The organism is Bifidobacterium sp. LH_558 (assembly GCF_056356295.1).
Map to the genome: position 1 here is coordinate 1 of NZ_JBKETZ010000013.1, position 16793 is coordinate 16793.

Consider the following 16793-nt stretch of genomic DNA (forward strand, 5'->3'; position numbering starts at 1 on the left):
CATATCATCACGAAGATGACGACACTGCGGAAAAACAGCTGCACATCAAGCGGAAAACACCATGCCACTCCTGCCCAAAGAACATTGAACATAAACACCAGACACCGCTGGACCCTCGCGTCCGGCCACTCGTCGCCGGCGGCGGCCAGGCAGCCGGCCCCGCCGTCGGCCACCAGCACGTCCGGCATGGGGATCCGTCCGAACAGCCGCCGGTACGCGGCGCGGCTCTCCGCGTCGCACCACTGCCAGCCCAACGGCTCGCCCCCGCCGTCGACGGCGATCAGCATGCACCAGCCGTGCGCGTACGTGCCGTCCGTCTCGACGACGTGGCATACGGCGCCGTCCGTCGCGATGGAGGGCCTGACGTTCCAGCACCACGCGACGCGGCGGGCGAAGGTGCGGCGGCTCACGCCGAGCCCGGCCGCGGCCTGGGCGGCGGTGCTCCGTCCCGTGATCCACGCGAGGAACGCGCGGAACTCGGCCATCCTCGTCAGATCGACGCGTTGCGCGACCGTGCCGGCCCGGCACCGGTCGCAGTGCCACCGCTGCCTGTCGGCCGAGGTGAACCCCTTCTTGCGCATCGCCTCCCCGCACAGCCCGCACCGTCTCGCCCTCGCCGATTTTCTCCTGCCCATGCATCCCACGACAGCAGAAGCACGAAACACAAGGAAAGTCAACCACGCCGCCTGATCAACACGCAGGACGTTAAAACCCCGCGACACGCGTTGCACGACAACGCCCCGCACCGGATTTAAGACCCACATTCTGTCACTTAACCCTCGGTCTGAAATCCGTGGGGCTTGCATGTATCCAAGTGGATGACGACGGTATGCCAGTCAGGATCCTCAACGCACAGAGCGTGATTCATGACGGTGGCATTGATCCCCAGAAGAACAAGGAAGCAATCACTCGGAAGAACATGTCTGGCGTGGCACGTCGTACTAGGCGTATGCGGCACCGGCGTCGTAAGCGTTTGGAAAAGCTTGACGCATTGCTCCAACAGTATGGGTATCCGATTGTTGATTCCAATACCTTGACCGAGCCTTTCGCAGAATGGATGATTCGAGCGAAAGCGGCGGATGAATTCATCGCAGATGAAGAGCAACGTAAAGAGGCTATTTCCGTGGCTGTCCGTCATATTGCTCGGCATAGAGGATGGCGCAATCCGTATCATCGTACGGAGTCATTGTTGAACGAGAACGATTATTCCGAACAGTATGGGCAGCTTCTGGAAAAGACCGAAAGATATCTTGACCGTGATCTTCCAGAAGGCCTAACCCCTGCGCAAATTATTGAAGAGGTACTGTCCGCTGGTTACGCGGAAGCTCTACGGCTGAGAACCGGATCCGTTAATCGGGAAGCACGTGAAGGACTTCTTCCTACAAAGCTTATGCAGGAAGACAATGCTAATGAACTTAAGGTGATCTTTTCCATGCAGCATGTTCCTGAGGGTGAGTCGAGAAAGCTTCTCTTGGCGGTTTTTCATGCGCATTCGCCTAAAGGGTCTACGGAACATCGCGTGGGGAAAGACCCTTTTGACCATGAACTGCGTGCGCTGAAGGCATCTTTGGTATTTCAACGCTATCGGATTGTGAGTATGCTGGCAAACTTGCGTATCGCAGAAAACGGATTCCAGCGACCTCTGTCCATTTCCGAAAAGGGAACTGTGTATGACAGTCTCACCGCACCATCAACAGAAGAAATCACTTGGTCTGATGTGGCCGAGATATTCGGTTGGAAGCGTTCACAAATCAAGGGCGTGGGCAGTCTGACCCCGGATGGGGAGGAACGTATCACCAGTCGCCCTCCGCGGCTGAACTCAGTGCAAAGCATCTTTGAATGCAAAGACAAGAAGCTCCGTGCGAAGCTGATTGACTGGTGGAGGGCAACGGACGAATCATCTCATGAGTCCATGATTCGATTGTTGTCGAACACGGTTGACGTGGGTAAAGTCCATGATGATCCGTGCTATGAGCAGGCAATCAGTTTTATAGATCAGCTGAACGATGAAGAGTTGTCGAAGCTTGACGAGATAAACCTGCAATCAGGTCGTGCCTCGTACTCTGAAGGAACCTTGCGCAAGCTCACTCATCAGATGCTGACCACAGATGACGATTTGCATGAGGCTCGTAAGCATCTTTTCGGAGTGGGAGATAATTGGCGTCCCGCAGCGGAGAGGATTGGAACTCCAGTTGGTAATCCGTCCGTTGATCGAGTATTGAAAATCGTCAATCGATATCTGATGAGTTGTCGCAACCGTTGGGGAGATCCAGAATCGGTGCAGATTGAGCATGTGCGTGATGCGTTATCTTCCGTTGCGACTGCGGGTAGGAACAAGAAGGCGTATGAGAACACCCAGAGGCGACGTACGCTGTACCGAGAAGATTTGATCAAATACCTTAAGGACGATATGCGAATTGCAAGTCCTCGTGAGTCCGATATTCGACGGTTGGAAGCGATTCAGCGTCAGAATGGACAATGTCTGTATTGTGGTGCTGGCATTAGCTTTAAGACATGTGAAATGGATCATATTGTTCCGCGTAAAGGAAAAGGGTCTACCAATACTCGGGATAACTTGGCCGCAGTATGTGCGGAATGCAACCGTATGAAGGGGAAGACTCCATTTGCCGCATGGGAGAAAACAGTCGCCGCTCAAGCTCGCAGAGTTGATATGAAGCAAGCTTTAGAACGTGTGGAAGCTTTCCTTCCTGGTGCAGATACTTCCTCTGAACAGAGAGCTTTCAAGCAATCGGTGAGCATGCGCTTGAAACAAACGGAGGAAGACGAGGCGATTGATAATCGTTCCATGGAATCAGTTGCGTGGATGGCCGATGAATTACATCGCAGGATTGATTGGTTCTATAACGCAGATCGTTACAATGGCAAATCGTTAGCAAAAACAGAAAAGGCTTTTATTGCGGTTAATGTATATCGAGGGCGCATCATCGCTGACGCACGTAAAGCAAGTGGTATTGATGGCGCTATTCATTTTGTGGGAGCCCATTACAAAACTCGTCTGGACAGGCGGCACCATGCAGTGGACGCGGCGATCATCGCGATGATGGATTCAGACAGCGCGCAAACTTTGTCTGTGCGCGGATCTTTGCGCGAATCGCAGGTTTTTTACGGGATTCATGATGGAATGGTGAGCTGGAAACGGTATCCGGAACCGGGGTCTGGCTCCTATGATTCGTACCGGCAATGGTCGAATCGTATGAAAACGCTGCTGGTCCTGCTGAATGATGCTCTTGATCATAATCGGATTATGGTTTCGCAGTGGCAACGCATGTCCTTGGGGAATTCAATCGCTCACAATGCGACGATTCACGCGTTGGATAAGTGTGAATTGGGAAGTGCCATTGACTCGGATACGATTCGTAAAGCTTCCACTCCTGCACTGTATTGTGCGTTAACACGTCTGCCTGATTACGATGTGGCGCATGGTTTGCCAGAGAATGTAGATCGGGTAATTCACCTAAATGGCCAGCGACTCGACGCAGCGGATAGGGTGTCGTTTTTTGCATCAAATGCTGCTCAGATTGCCGTACAAGGAGGGTCTGCGGATATTGGGTCGGCCATCCATCATGCCCGTATATACCGTTGTTGGAAAGAGGGTGCAAAGGGCGACAAGTGTTTCTACGGTATGATCCGTGTATTCCAAGTTGATTTGCTGCGAAGTGCTAGTGAAGATTTATTCACTGTTTCGTTACCTGAACACTCTGTATCAATGCGTTATGGCGAAAAGAAAATCGTGCGGGCGATTTATGAAGGTCGAGAAGAGTATTTGGGTTCTCTGGTGGTCGGGGACCTTATCAGAGTGGACTTTGGGGAGCAAAAAATAACGGGGCAGATCGCTGACATGCTCAACTTCTTTCAAAAGGACTGTACGCAGTCATTCAATGTATGCAGCGATTGGACCGTCGCAGGATTTGGAGACCCCTCGAAATTGATTCTAAGGCCTCGCTTTCTCTCTGCGGAAGGTTTGAAAGAGACGGCTGAGAAAAAAGGTGCAGAAGTGCCAGACGGGGTTCAGAAAATAGTGAGCGGAAAAGGATGGCGTCCTGCTATTGATCCTTTGGCAAATTTAAAACCGCAAGTGCTGAGATTCAATGCGTTGGGTGAACCACGTATGCGATCTCTGCATGGACTACCCACTTCATGGAGGTGGTGCGAATAAGAAAGGCTGAGACGGATGCGAGGAAGGTATGCAAAATGCATGGAGAGTAATTGATTGTACGGAACTTGAGGGACGAATCACTTATGTCCGTGGACGAGTCAGTATACAGCCAACGAATGCTGACTCGCCTACGGAAGTGCCGCTTGCCCAGACTGCTGTGATGTTGCTGGGGCTGAAGGCGAATTGCTCGACTGCGGCGCTGTATGAGTTGGCCAAATATGGTGTAAGCGTTATATTGTGTGATTGGCGGTCCGTTCCCATTTCCGCAATGCACTCATGGAGCGAAACGCATACATATGTCACGGCACGGCATATTGCACAGTCGCAGATGTCGTTACCTCGAAAAAAGAATGCTTGGGCGCGTATCGTGCAGAATAAAATACGCGGACAAGCCGCTTGTCTGGATTCTCAACATATTGATGGTGGTGGTTTATTGCGAGGCATTGCCGCGCAAGTAAGATCAGGCGATCCCGCGAATGTAGAAGGTTATGCCGCTAGGGAATACTGGAAACGAGTATTCCCTCGTGACCATGAGTTCACGCGCGCCCCCGGAAGTGGATTGGGCCGTAACGCTCAACTGGACTATGCCTACATGGTTTTATGAGGTTTTGCGATCAAAGCGGTTATATCAGCAGGATTATCACCAGTGTTTGGAGTGAACCATCATGGCAGAGGCAATTACTATTGTCTCGCTGATGATCTCATAGAGGTTTACCGTCCAGCAATTGATTTGGCTGTATCGAATCTTGACGAAGACGACGTTCTCTCGGACCGTGAAATCAAGCGTTACCTTGTTGATGCTGTGAATCAGCAGTTTAACGGTGTTGGTTTGACCATTCCAAGCTCTTTGAATGACTTTGCTCAGCAGTTTGGAATGTACTGCGAGAAAAAGATCGACCGTCTTGAGGTTCCTCTCTTTGAGGGGATCTATGAAAATCGATGAGGACAGCGGAGGCATGTGGTGTTTGGTGATGTTTGATTTGCCGGTGCGAACCAAGAAGCAAAGGCAAGAGGCCACACGGTTTCGTAACTTGCTGCTTGATATGGGCTATTCGATGGTGCAATTCTCTGTATACGCTCGATATACGCCAACTCAGGCTGGAAACAGGGCGACGGTGAAGATGGTAAAAGAAAACCTGCCAGCGAAAGGGCAGGTCCGAATACTGCATATCAGCGATCACCAGTGGTCGACGGCGCTGCGTTTTTCCAGTCGTAAGGTGGATCATGAGGAAGAAACTCCAGATACGCTTTTGCTTTTTTGATTGGAAAATCGAGCGTAACCTATTGGAAAATAGCCCTTCTTGACGAGCTATCAAGCTTATCAAGAAGGGTGAATGCTAATTCCCAGCGACCATTGGCTCGTCTACGTATACGCCACAAGCTTATCAAGAAGGGTGAATGCTAATTCCCAGCATTTGAAGCCGTGTATGTCGTGCGGGTGCAAGCTTATCAAGAAGGGTGAATGCTAATTCCCAGCAAAGGAGTTGGCGATGAATCCGCTGAAGCAAGCTTATCAAGAAGGGTGAATGCTAATTCCCCGCTTGGTGTGACGTTCATTGAGGTTACATCCAAGCTTATCAAGAAGGGTGAATGCTAATTCCCAGCGCTCATGCGGGATGAGCAGACCATCTATCAAGCTTATCAAGAAGGGTGAATGCTAATTCCCAGCACGCGATAGATGTCGAGTTCGCGGACGGCAAGCTTATCAAGAAGGGTGAATGCTAATTCCCAGCCGATCATCTGCGTGCCGACGCCGTTGCCCAAGCTTATCAAGAAGGGTGAATGCTAATTCCCAGCTGCATAGTAGGCGGTGTTGCCGTGAGCTCAAGCTTATCAAGAAGGGTGAATGCTAATTCCCAGCTAAGATCGTATCGGGTGGCGGTGGCCATCAAGCTTATCAAGAAGGGTGAATGCTAATTCCCAGCTAAGAAGCGCATGTCCTATTACTTTTCGCAAGCTTATCAAGAAGGGTGAATGCTAATTCCCAGCTGTAGGCCTGCGGGATCTCATCGATGAACAAGCTTATCAAGAAGGGTGAATGCTAATCCCAGCCTTTGGTCAGGCGGTGAGCAGCACGAAGCAAGCTTATCAAGAAGGGTGAATGCTAATTCCCAGCTGTAGGCCTGCGGGATCTCATCGATGAACAAGCTTATCAAGAAGGGTGAATGCTAATCCCAGCCTTTGGTCAGGCGGTGAGCAGCACGAAGCAAGCTTATCAAGAAGGGTGAATGCTAATTCCCAGCCAAACATCCCGTGAATGCGGGCAAGATGCAAGCTTATCAAGAAGGGTGAATGCTAATTCCCAGCGAATGGAGCGGCCACGTTCCCGTGATGCCAAGCTTATCAAGAAGGGTGAATGCTAATTCCCAGCTAGATGGCGGAGGAGAGTTCGTGGAGGTTCAAGCTTATCAAGAAGGGTGAGCAGGGATCTTTCGTCGTCCCTGTTCCCGATATAAATAGAGTCGTATATGGTGTCGCTGAGTGATGACAATGAGACCTGCATCGGTGAAAATGTTAGTTCTTCATACGAGGGATTGGCGTTGTCTTTGTGAATGGTCTACTTTGGTTTTTGCGCGTGATTAATATTTGAAGCTGAGAATTAGTGCTTTAGTTGCGTGTTTAAGCCGTCTTCTGTTGGAGAAGACGGCTTTTTCAATATGTTTCATGACGACATCTGTTTTGAGATTCTGTCTCGGCATACCATGCCAATAAATATTTGGAGAGCCATGAAAGGAGATTCGGATGTGGCGTATAGATATGACTGTTATGCATGTGGAAAAGGAACGTCACTTTACGGTGAAAGTGCTAAGAGCCGCACTGCTGGTTGTGGTCAGCATGCGCGTAGCGATGCATTGCATATTCCAAGTGTTTTCCTATGAGAGAGTGATATAGCTTCTCTTTGTGAGCGGCAGTGCGTGCGGTAGATATTTCTCTTTGTTGAGCAGTGAACCTATTTCCGATCTTGTGAGGATTGTCGTGTGAACCTCTTGCAACACTGCGCGGAACCCACCGGAACTTCGTCCGCCCGGCGGTGCTATGATGGGCGGCGTTGTGACGCGACGATCCGTTATCAGCGGGGAGCGCTCGGAAGAACGGCGGCGGCCGTCGGTGCGAAGCATATCGCACGGCGAACGCGGCTTATTAGACCCGACGGGACCGGCCCGAAACAGCCGGACATGAAGCGGTCGCGCATCATCGCCCCAAACCGGGCGACGAAGCGTGGCAAGCGAGGTGGTACCGCGGTAATGCCGCGGCCGGTGCGGTCCGCATCCCGAAGCGCAGCAGCAGCGCGACAGCGGGGAACGGATGAAACGACCGGCCCGTCATCATCGTCCTCGTGAGGAAACCAACGAAGCATCTCACGAGGAGAACAGCGGTGAGCGAGAACACCAACAGCGTGTATCCCAAGGCATCGGTGAGCGACGAAACCCAGCACGTCGCCCCGAACCCCAGCTTTCCCAACCTGGAGGAATCCGTCCTCAAGTACTGGGACCAGGACGACACCTTCAACAAATCCATCGAACGCAACCCCTCCGGCGACCACAGCCAGAACGAGTTCGTGTTCTTCGACGGCCCGCCCTTCGCCAACGGTCTGCCGCACTACGGCCATCTGCTGACCGGCTACGCGAAGGACGTGATCCCGCGCTACCAGACCATGAAGGGGCGCAAGGTCAACCGCGTGTTCGGCTGGGACACCCACGGCCTGCCCGCCGAACTGGAGGCGCAGAAGGAGCTCGGCATCGACTCCGTGGACCAGATCCACGAGCTCGGCATCGACAAGTTCAACGAGGCCTGCCGCTCCTCGGTGCTCAAATACACCAACGAATGGCAGGAGTACGTGCACCGTCAGGCCCGCTGGGTCGACTTCGAGCACGGCTACAAGACGCTCAACATCCCCTACATGGAGTCTGTGATGTGGGCGTTCAAGCAGCTCTACGACAAAGGCCTGGCCTACAAGGGCTACCGCGTGCTGCCGTACTGCCCGAAGGACCAGACGCCGCTGAGCGCGCACGAGCTGCGCATGGACGCCGACGTCTACCAGGACCGTCAGGACACCACTGTCTCTGTGGCCGTCAAGCTGCGCGACGAGGAGGACGCCTACGCCGTCTTCTGGACCACCACGCCGTGGACCGTGCCCACCAACTTCGCCATCGTCGTCGGCGCCGACATCGACTACGTCGAGGTGCGCCCCACCGAAGGCAAGTTCGTCGGCAAGAAGTTCTACCTCGGCAAGCCCCTGCTCGCCTCCTATGCGAAGGAGCTCGGCGAGAACTACGAGATCGTGCGCGAACTCAAGGGTGCCGAGATGGAAGGCTGGCGTTACTGGCCGGTGTTCCCATACTTCGCCTCCGACGAGGCGCTCGCCGAAGGCGGCACCCCCGGCCCGAACGCCTATCAGATCTTCACCGCCGACTACGTCGACACCAACGAGGGTACCGGCCTCGTGCATCAGGCGCCCTATGGCGAGGACGATATGAACACGCTCAACGCGCACGGCATCAAGAGCGTGGACGTGCTCGACGAAGGCTGCCACTTCAACGCGCTGTGCCCCGACTATGAGGGCCAGTACGTGTTCGACGCGAACCTGCCGATCCTGCGCAACCTGCGCGCCGGCGACGGTCCGCTCGCCCGCATGGGAGAGGACCAGCGCGCGATTCTCTTCCAGGAGAAGAGCTACGTGCACTCCTACCCGCACTGCTGGCGCTGCGCCACCCCTCTGATCTATAAGCCGGTCTCCAGCTGGTTCGTCTCCGTGACCAAGATCAAGGACCGTCTGCTCGAACTCAACCAGGAGATCAACTGGATCCCCGACAACGTCAAGGACGGACAGTTCGGCAAATGGCTCGCCAACGCGCGCGACTGGTCCATCTCCCGCAACCGTTTCTGGGGCAGCCCGATCCCGGTGTGGGTGAGCGACGATCCGAAGTATCCGCGCGTCGACGTGTACGGCTCGCTGGAGGAGCTCAAAGACGACTTCGGCGACTATCCGCGCGATGACAAGGGTGAGATCAACATGCACCGCCCGTGGATCGACAATCTGACCCGCGTCAACCCGGACGACCCGACCGGCAAGAGCCGCATGCACCGCATCACCGACGTGCTCGACTGCTGGTTCGAATCCGGCTCCATGCCCTTCGCGCAGTTCCATTACCCGTTCGAGAACAAGGACTTCTTCGAACAGCACTTCCCGTGCGACTACATCGTCGAATACATCGGCCAGACCCGCGGCTGGTTCTACACGCTGCACATCATGGCCACCGCCCTGTTCGACAAACCCGCGTTCAAGAACGTGATCTGCCACGGCATCGTGCTCGGCTCCGACGGCCAGAAGATGTCGAAGCACCTGCGCAACTATCCGGACGTCAACGGCGTGTTCAACGACTTCGGCTCCGACGCGATGCGTTGGTTCCTCATGTCCTCGCCGATCCTGCGCGGCGGCAACCTGATCGTCACCGCCGAAGGCATCCGCGACACCGTGCGCCAGGTCATGCTGCCGGTGTGGAGCTCCTACTACTTCTTCACGCTGTACGCCAATGCGGCCAACGGCGGCAAGGGCTTCGACGCGCGCACCCTGCGTGCCGACGAGGTGGCCGCCCTGCCCGAGATGGACCGCTACCTGCTGGCCCGCGCCCGCATGCTGCTCGAGCGCGCGACCAAGTCGCTGGACGAGTTCGCGATCTCCGACGCCTGCGACGCGGTAAGCGACTTCATCGACGTGCTCACCAACTGGTACATCCGCAACACGCGAGACCGCTTCTGGAACGAGGACGAGAACGCGTTCAACACGCTGTACACCGTGCTCGAGGCGTTCATGCGCGTGCTCGCGCCGCTCGCCCCGATGGAGGCCGAAGCCGTGTGGCGTGGCCTGACCGGCGGCGAATCCGTGCATCTGGCCGACTGGCCGGCGCTGGTCGACGCGTCCGGCGCCGCGACCGAACTGGGCGAGGTGCTGGTGGGCGACGATGCGCTCGTCGCCGCCATGGAGAAGGTGCGCGAGGTGGTCTCCGGCACCTTGTCGCTGCGTAAGGCCGAGCAGATCCGCGTGCGCCAGCCGTTGTCCAAGCTCACCGTCGTGGTGGCCGATCCGACCGCCGTCGCCGCGTATGAGGAGATTCTGAAGTCCGAGCTCAACGTCAAGGCCGTCGCGCTCTCCACACTGGAGGACGCCGGCGAGCATGGGTTGAAGATCGTCAACGAGCTGCGTGTGAACGCGCGCGCCGCCGGCCCTCGCTTGGGCAAGCAGGTGCAGTTCGCGATCAAGGCCTCCAAGTCCGGCGCATGGCATGTGGACACCTCCGGCGCTCCCGTGGTGGAGACCCCGAACGGGGAGATCGCGCTGGTCGAAGGCGAGTACGAGCTGATCAACCGTGTGGAGCAGGAGAACGCGGATGCCGATGCGGCCGCCGTCTCCGCGGCTCTGCCGACCGGTGGTTTCGTGATCCTCGACACCGCGCTGACCGACGATCTGGTGGCCGAAGGCTACGCGCGTGATGCGATTCGCGCCGTGCAGGACGCCCGTAAGTCCGCCGGTCTCGACATCGCCGACCGTATCGCGCTGACGTTGACCGTGCCCGCCGCCGATGCGGCCAAGGCCGAACAGTTCAAGGATCTGATCGCCGGCGAGACGCTGGCCACCTCCCTTGAAATCGAGGCCGCGGACGTGAAGGAACTCGGCGTTCAGGTCGTCAAGGCCTGATTGGCGGGTTCGCATGGGCGTCGCGCGCAGTGACGCCCGTGCGAGGAAACCGCACACGAAAGCACATTTCGTATAGGCTGGGATTCGTTGGAATTCCAACGAATCCCAGCCATTTTTATTCGTTTGGTCCTCGCAAAAGGGTCGCACGGACACGTTCTGGACATCGCCGCGTGCGAAAGGGGTTCCGATGAAACACATCGTTGCGGGCATCGTGGCCCATGTGGACGCGGGGAAAACCACCCTGTCCGAAGCGTTGCTCTACCGCACGGGCGAAATCCGCAAACTCGGCCGCGTGGACCACGGCGACGCCTTCCTCGACACCGAATCGTTGGAAAAGCAGCGCGGCATCACCATCCATGCGCATCAGACCAAAGTCGTTCGCGGCGATCTCGAACTCACCCTGCTGGACACGCCGGGCCACGTCGACTTCGCGGCGGAAACCGAGCGTGTATTGCGCGTGCTCGATTACGCGATCCTCGTCGTCTCCGGCATCGACGGCGTGCAGGGGCATACGGAAACGCTGTGGCGATTGCTGTCGCAATACCATGTGCCGACATTCGTTTTCGTCAACAAAATGGACTCCCCAAGCGCCGACCGTGAGACGGTACTCGCCCAACTGCATCGCCGCTGCTCCGATGCGTGCCTACCGCTTGCGGCCGCCATGTTCGGCGGAGAGGAATCGTCCGACTCGACCGGGCAGGTGGGTGGAATCACATCCGGAGATGACGAACCTTCCGCCGAACTGCTCGAATCCATCGCCGAACAGGACGAACTCGCGTTGGACGAGTTTCTGGAGACCGGCGGAATCTCATTGGGCCGCATCCAAACCATGATCGCCGAACGCAGACTGTTCCCCGTCTTCTTCGGTTCCGCGCTGAAACTCGACGGCATCGACGAGTTCATGGCCGGCCTGTCGCGGCTGGCTCGCGAGCCTCAATGGCCGGCCGAATTCGGAGCGCGGGTGTTCAAAATAGCCCACGACCAGCAGCACAACCGCCTCACTTGGCTGCGCGTCACCGGCGGCACGCTGAAAGCCAAGACGATGCTGAGTTCCACGCCGGTCGCGTCGGAGGCACCGCTTCACTCAGCCGGTGGGCAGTCTGATGGGGGAGCGGCCGCGCAAGACGAACGCTGGCATGAGAAAGTCGACCAACTGCGCGTCTACAACGGCGCGAAATTCGACATCGCCACAGAGCTGCCCGCCGGCGCCATCTGCGCCGCGACCGGCCTGACCCAAACATTCCCCGGCGAGGGACTCGGTTTCGAGAAGGATGCCGAATCGCCCGCATTGCAGCCGGTGCTCACCTACACCGTCCTACCTCCCGACGCGAAACCCGAGATGGAGACGGCGGCGCGACGGCCGGCCAAGTCTCCTGCATCCGATTCCCCGGACGGAAAGAGCAATCCAGACGACTCAGGCAAGTCCGAGGAATCGGACGAATCGCAAGCCGATGCTGCGCAGCGTAAGGCCGCGCCGAAGCCGACGTTTGACGATCTGATGCTGCACAAACTTTTGGGCGCGCTTCGCGAACTTGAGGACGAGGAACCGTTGCTGCACGTCGCGTGGGTGGAGCGGCTGCAGGAGATCCACGTGCAGCTGATGGGTGCCGTACAGTTGGAGATCGTCCAGCAAACCTTGCGCGACCGGTTCGGTCTGGATGTGGCGTTCGGTCCGGGCGGCATCCTCTACCGTGAGACCGTCACCGAAACGGCGGAAGGCGTGGGGCATTTCGAACCGCTGCGCCATTACGCCGAAGTGCATATTCTTTTGGAACCGGGGGAGCCAAGCGGCGGCGTGAGCATCGCCAGCGCGGTGAGCGAGAACGAGCTCGACCGCAACTGGCAGCGGCTCATCATGACGCATATGCGCGAAAAGGAGCATCTGGGTGTGCTCACCGGCTCGCCGCTGACGGATGTGAGGATGACGTTGGTCGCAGGCCGGGCGCATCTCAAACACACGGAGGGTGGCGACTTCCGCCAGGCCACCTACCGGGCGATCCGGCAGGGACTGATGCGGCTGAAGGAGCGCGGCGCATGCCGTGTGATGGAACCGTGGTACCGTTTCCGCCTGGAGGTGCCGGGGGAGATGGTCGGTCGCGCCATGTCGGATATCCAACGCATGGCCGGTTCGTTCGAACCGCCGGTGATGGACGCCGACTACGCGCTGCTGGTGGGGGAGTGCCCCGTTTCGGAGATGCGCGACTATGCGATGGAGGTGCACTCATACACGCACGGCCGCGGGCGTCTGAGCTGCACATTCGCCGGATACCGTCCCTGCCATGACGAGGAACGGGTGGTCGCGCAATCCGCGTACGACCCCGAATCTGACCTCGAGAACACCCCGGACTCGGTGTTCTGCGCGCACGGTGCCGGATACCCCGTCAAATGGTACAAAGTCCCCGACTTCATGCACCTCGACTGGGCGGTGGAATCGTAAAGCGCATCCCACGGCGAACGCACGGCGCGATTATGTGCCCAATCCTGTTTTCAGGAATGCGTTTCGATACTGTTTGGGGGTCAGAGAGAACCGCTTCTGGAAGATTTTGTGGAAGTAGCTGGGGCTTGTGAACCCCACAAGTCGGGTGATTTCGGCGATGGTGAGTTCCGATTGGGTCAGGGCCGTGGCCGCCTCGTTAAGACGTGTTTCATTGATAAGGGTCCCGAGGGTTTTTCCGCTGTGTGATTTGCTGTATCGGGAGAGGTATCCGACGCTGTATCCCAGTTGATGTGCGATGGACTCGATGGAGATATGCGCGATATCCCGATCGATGATTTGTTGGATGGAAGCGATGAGAGGGTCTGCGTGGGCGCGCTCGTCCAACGTCTGGCTGAGGTAGTGAACGCATTCCAACAGGTTGCCGACGACCGCGTAATGCAACGAATGTTCGGAGGAACCGTATTCCACGATAAGGCGATTGATGGCTGATTCCAGAGATGGATTCTTGTCCGGTCCGATGGCGATGTAGGGTATGTCGCTCAAGGAAGAGGCCCATTGGTGGAAGGCTTCGTCATGGGAGTGCGGTGCGAGTGCGCGCATTCGATTGATGATGGTCTCGGAGACGAGCATGTCGATTTCAATGGGGACTGAATCCGCGTCTCCTCCGACGGGTGAGATCAGATGCTTCGCACCCGGTTGGATGGCTATGGTTCCGCCCGCTCGCACGATTTCCGTCCGTCCCTCGATCCAGAGCATGACGCTGCCTTTGAGCACATGGGTGACTTCGACGTAGTCGTGGAAATGCGGTTTTGACCGATGCTCAAGTTCGTGCGCGATGATGCCGAACCCATCGTCGGGTGAGATATGTTCGACCGCTTGGGCGACGTCCTGAAAGGATGTGAGTTCGATGCGCTGCTGGGCGACGTCGATGCTGTTGTGGGACATGTCGACGTTTTGGAAATCCACATACTTGATGAGGTCGTCGGGATTTCGCTGCAGAACATCGCGTATATCCAAGTGGGGCAATGCGTGTGAACGTCTATCCTTCATAAAGGTCATTATCGAGCACACTGTGGTCATTATGCAAGATAAATGGCTTAATACAGTAAGTCTTGACAGCAATGTCGCATCAAAACAAGGTTGTTTTCGAGGAGAATAGTATGCGTATCGCAAAACCGACAATAGGTATCCTGACGTTAAGCATGATTTCGTTGTCAGGAATCTTCATCACTCCGGTTATCGGACTCGTGGCGGAGGCTTTTCCGCAAGCTTCGCTGAGCAGCGTGCAGATGATCGTTTCTGTCTCCACGCTGACGGCTCTGGTCGGAGCTTGGTGCACAGGCAAGCTCGTGCAGCTCTTTTCGCGCAAAACCGTCGCATTGCTTGGTATCGCTGGCGTCTTGGTGTTCGGATTCCTGCCGTTTATCGTGCATTCGAGTCTGAGCGTCGTTATCGCATTGTCCGGATGCCTGGGTGTGTGCTTGGGTCTTATCAACAATACGTTGCCGGCCTTCATCTCCGAGCATTACGATGTGGAGCAGCGTCAAGGAATGATGGGCAAGCAGGTCGCCTTCGCCAGCATCGGCGCGATGGTCTTCATCTACGCCGCAGGAATGCTGGGCACCGTCGCTTGGTACTACGCCTATCTGGTATACCTGTTCGCTGCGATTGTCTTGCTGGTTTGCTGGTTCACTCTTCCTAAAGATGCGGTGGCCGAGGATGGGAACCGAGGCGAACAGAAATTCTCCATCACGCAGGCGTTGACACCTAAGGTCCTGTTCCTGCTCGCGGCTGGTTTCTTCTTCCTGATCGCCAACAACGCATACAGCAACAACCTCGCGCTGCTGGTCGCTCAGAACAATCTTGGCGATAGCGGCACCGCCGGTCTCGCCACCACCATCGGCCAGTTGGGCGGTTTGATCGCAGGCCTGCTTATCGGACGGCTGGCGAAACGCATCACCAATCACCTGTTGATGCTTGGATTCGTCATCGAAGGCGTCGCTCTTCTTGTTGTCGGATTCGCTCCCAATCTGCTGGTGCTCGTCATCGGATGCTTCTTCGTCGGTGCGGGACTGAGTGTGTACTACGCTCAAGCGCCCTTTCTCATCACCGTGCTTGAGAAGCCGTATCTGATCCCTCTCGGCATCGCCGCTATGACCACGGCGAACGCGCTTGGCGGTTTCGCCAGTCCGGTGGTGGTCAACGCCATCAACGGACTGTTCGGATCCACAGCCGCGGGAGCGATGTGCATTGGCGCTACCATGGCTCTGATCGTTGCCGTTGTCCTTGGCGTGACGAACTACCAGAAGCATTGTCTGGACGCTGTTCGGTGAATGGCGACCCGTTGGTATGAACAAGAAATGGGATGTGACGATGAATCTTGAACAGATTAATATTCGCGACCCTTTCGTTATGGAATATGACGGAAGCTACTACATGTACGGAACCCGTGCCGAAGGCGTATGGGGAGAGATGGACGGATTCGATTGCTACGTTAGCGATGATTGCGTCCAATGGAATGGGCCTGTTGAGGTTTTCCACAAGCCGGAAGGTTTTTGGGCGGAGCGCGCGTACTGGGCTCCGGAATGCTACCGCCGCAACGGCAAATTCTATCTGATCGCCACTTTGGCAGATGTCGAAGGCCGCAAATCGGTGAATGTGTTGGAATCGGAATCGCCCGTTGGCCCATTCGTCTATCTGTCTCGCCTTACTGATCCGGCTCAGGCCTGTATCGACGGTACGCTCTACGAAGAAGACGATAAGGTCTACTTGGTGTATTCGCATTCTCTTGAAGATGTGCCCGAGGGAAATATGGATGCGGTGGAGGTATCCTCCGATTTGACCCATGCGATTGGAAATCCATTCACCGTATTTCGGGCGTCCGACGCATCTTGGAGCGTGCCGGTGCCATTCGCGAAGGCTGAATTCGGCATCGATGGGCCAGCCTATTTCTCCGACGGTCCTTTCCTTGAGAAAACCTTGCAAGGAAAGCTGGTCATGCTGTGGTCCAGCTGGTCGGAACAGGGATATTCAGTCGGGCAGGCCGTGTCCTCCGACGGCAGCATTCGTGGGCAATGGGTACACGAGCACAAGCCTTTGATTGGCCAAGGCGGGCATGGAATGCTGTTCACCGGGCCTGATGGCAAACGCTACTTTGCAATGCATGCGCAGAATGATCACGAACCCGAGCATCCTCGGTTCCTTGAAGTCGCGGAATCAGAGCAAGGTCTCGCTATGCGCATCTGATCTTCTGCTTTCAAGCGGCTCTCGACTGTTCTTCCAGTCGAGAGCCGCTCGCTATGGTTGGGGTTGATGATGCTCGGAATTCAGTCTGTAGAGCTGCTTTTCTCGTGGCTGAGACGCTGTGTAATGGCGAGGTTCGTCATTAATAAGTGAGCGCGTAATCGTTGTTCGTTTGTCGTAATGGGTGAGCGCGAAACGGTGCCTGCGATCTATTTGTCGTTTTGTCCGGCGTCGGCGCG

The 16793-nt window shown here is 56.3% G+C and carries 7 protein-coding genes, 2 pseudogenes and 1 CRISPR repeat array; of the genes and pseudogenes, 7 read left to right on the forward strand and 2 right to left on the reverse strand.

Annotated elements, in window-relative coordinates; translation table 11 throughout:
* Positions 1–581 (reverse strand): annotated as a pseudogene (locus AC1AV0_RS10805) (hypothetical protein); the annotation flags it as partial.
* 203 nt (positions 582–784) lie between these two features.
* On the opposite strand from AC1AV0_RS10805, the gene cas9 reads away from it, so the two are divergent.
* The 5 genes and pseudogenes from cas9 (at position 785) to AC1AV0_RS10830 (ending at position 13311) form a co-directional block, all read left to right on the forward strand.
* Positions 785–4177, forward strand: a complete 3393-nt coding sequence (gene cas9, locus AC1AV0_RS10810; protein WP_072727130.1) for a type II CRISPR RNA-guided endonuclease Cas9 — start codon at positions 785–787, stop codon at positions 4175–4177.
* Between the two features lie 28 nt (positions 4178–4205).
* Positions 4206–5120 (forward strand): annotated as a pseudogene (gene cas1 / locus AC1AV0_RS10815) (type II CRISPR-associated endonuclease Cas1).
* Positions 5107–5439 (forward strand): CRISPR-associated endonuclease Cas2, encoded by a 333-nt coding sequence (cas2, locus tag AC1AV0_RS10820; RefSeq protein ID WP_072727131.1) that lies wholly within the window; start codon positions 5107–5109, stop codon positions 5437–5439. Before cas1 ends, cas2 begins: the two are co-directional and overlap by 14 nt.
* A gap of 51 nt (positions 5440–5490) precedes the next feature.
* Positions 5491–6548: a CRISPR direct-repeat array (repeat unit 36 nt; unit sequence CAAGCTTATCAAGAAGGGTGAATGCTAATTCCCAGC).
* Positions 6549–7553: 1005 nt separating this feature from the next.
* Entirely contained in the window at positions 7554–10874 is a 3321-nt protein-coding gene (gene ileS / locus AC1AV0_RS10825) for a mupirocin-resistant isoleucine--tRNA ligase (RefSeq protein ID WP_072727132.1), read from the forward strand.
* Between the two features lie 187 nt (positions 10875–11061).
* Positions 11062–13311, forward strand: coding sequence for an elongation factor G (locus AC1AV0_RS10830; RefSeq protein ID WP_072727133.1), 2250 nt, complete (start codon positions 11062–11064; stop codon positions 13309–13311).
* 30 nt (positions 13312–13341) lie between these two features.
* Here AC1AV0_RS10830 and AC1AV0_RS10835 read toward each other — a convergent pair whose 3' ends face one another.
* The gene (locus AC1AV0_RS10835; protein ID WP_083570393.1) at positions 13342–14391 is read right to left on the reverse strand and encodes a helix-turn-helix domain-containing protein; all 1050 of its coding nucleotides are present in this window, start codon (positions 14389–14391) and stop codon (positions 13342–13344) included.
* Positions 14392–14432: 41 nt separating this feature from the next.
* Between AC1AV0_RS10835 and AC1AV0_RS10840 the strand changes: the two genes are divergently transcribed.
* Together AC1AV0_RS10840 and AC1AV0_RS10845 are read left to right on the forward strand one after the other, a co-directional pair.
* A complete protein-coding gene (locus tag AC1AV0_RS10840; protein ID WP_083570395.1) occupies positions 14433–15644 on the forward strand; it encodes an MFS transporter in 1212 nt (403 codons plus the stop codon).
* A gap of 16 nt (positions 15645–15660) precedes the next feature.
* A complete protein-coding gene (locus tag AC1AV0_RS10845; protein ID WP_083570396.1) occupies positions 15661–16557 on the forward strand; it encodes a glycoside hydrolase family 43 protein in 897 nt (298 codons plus the stop codon).
* Positions 16558–16793: the final 236 nt, after the last annotated feature.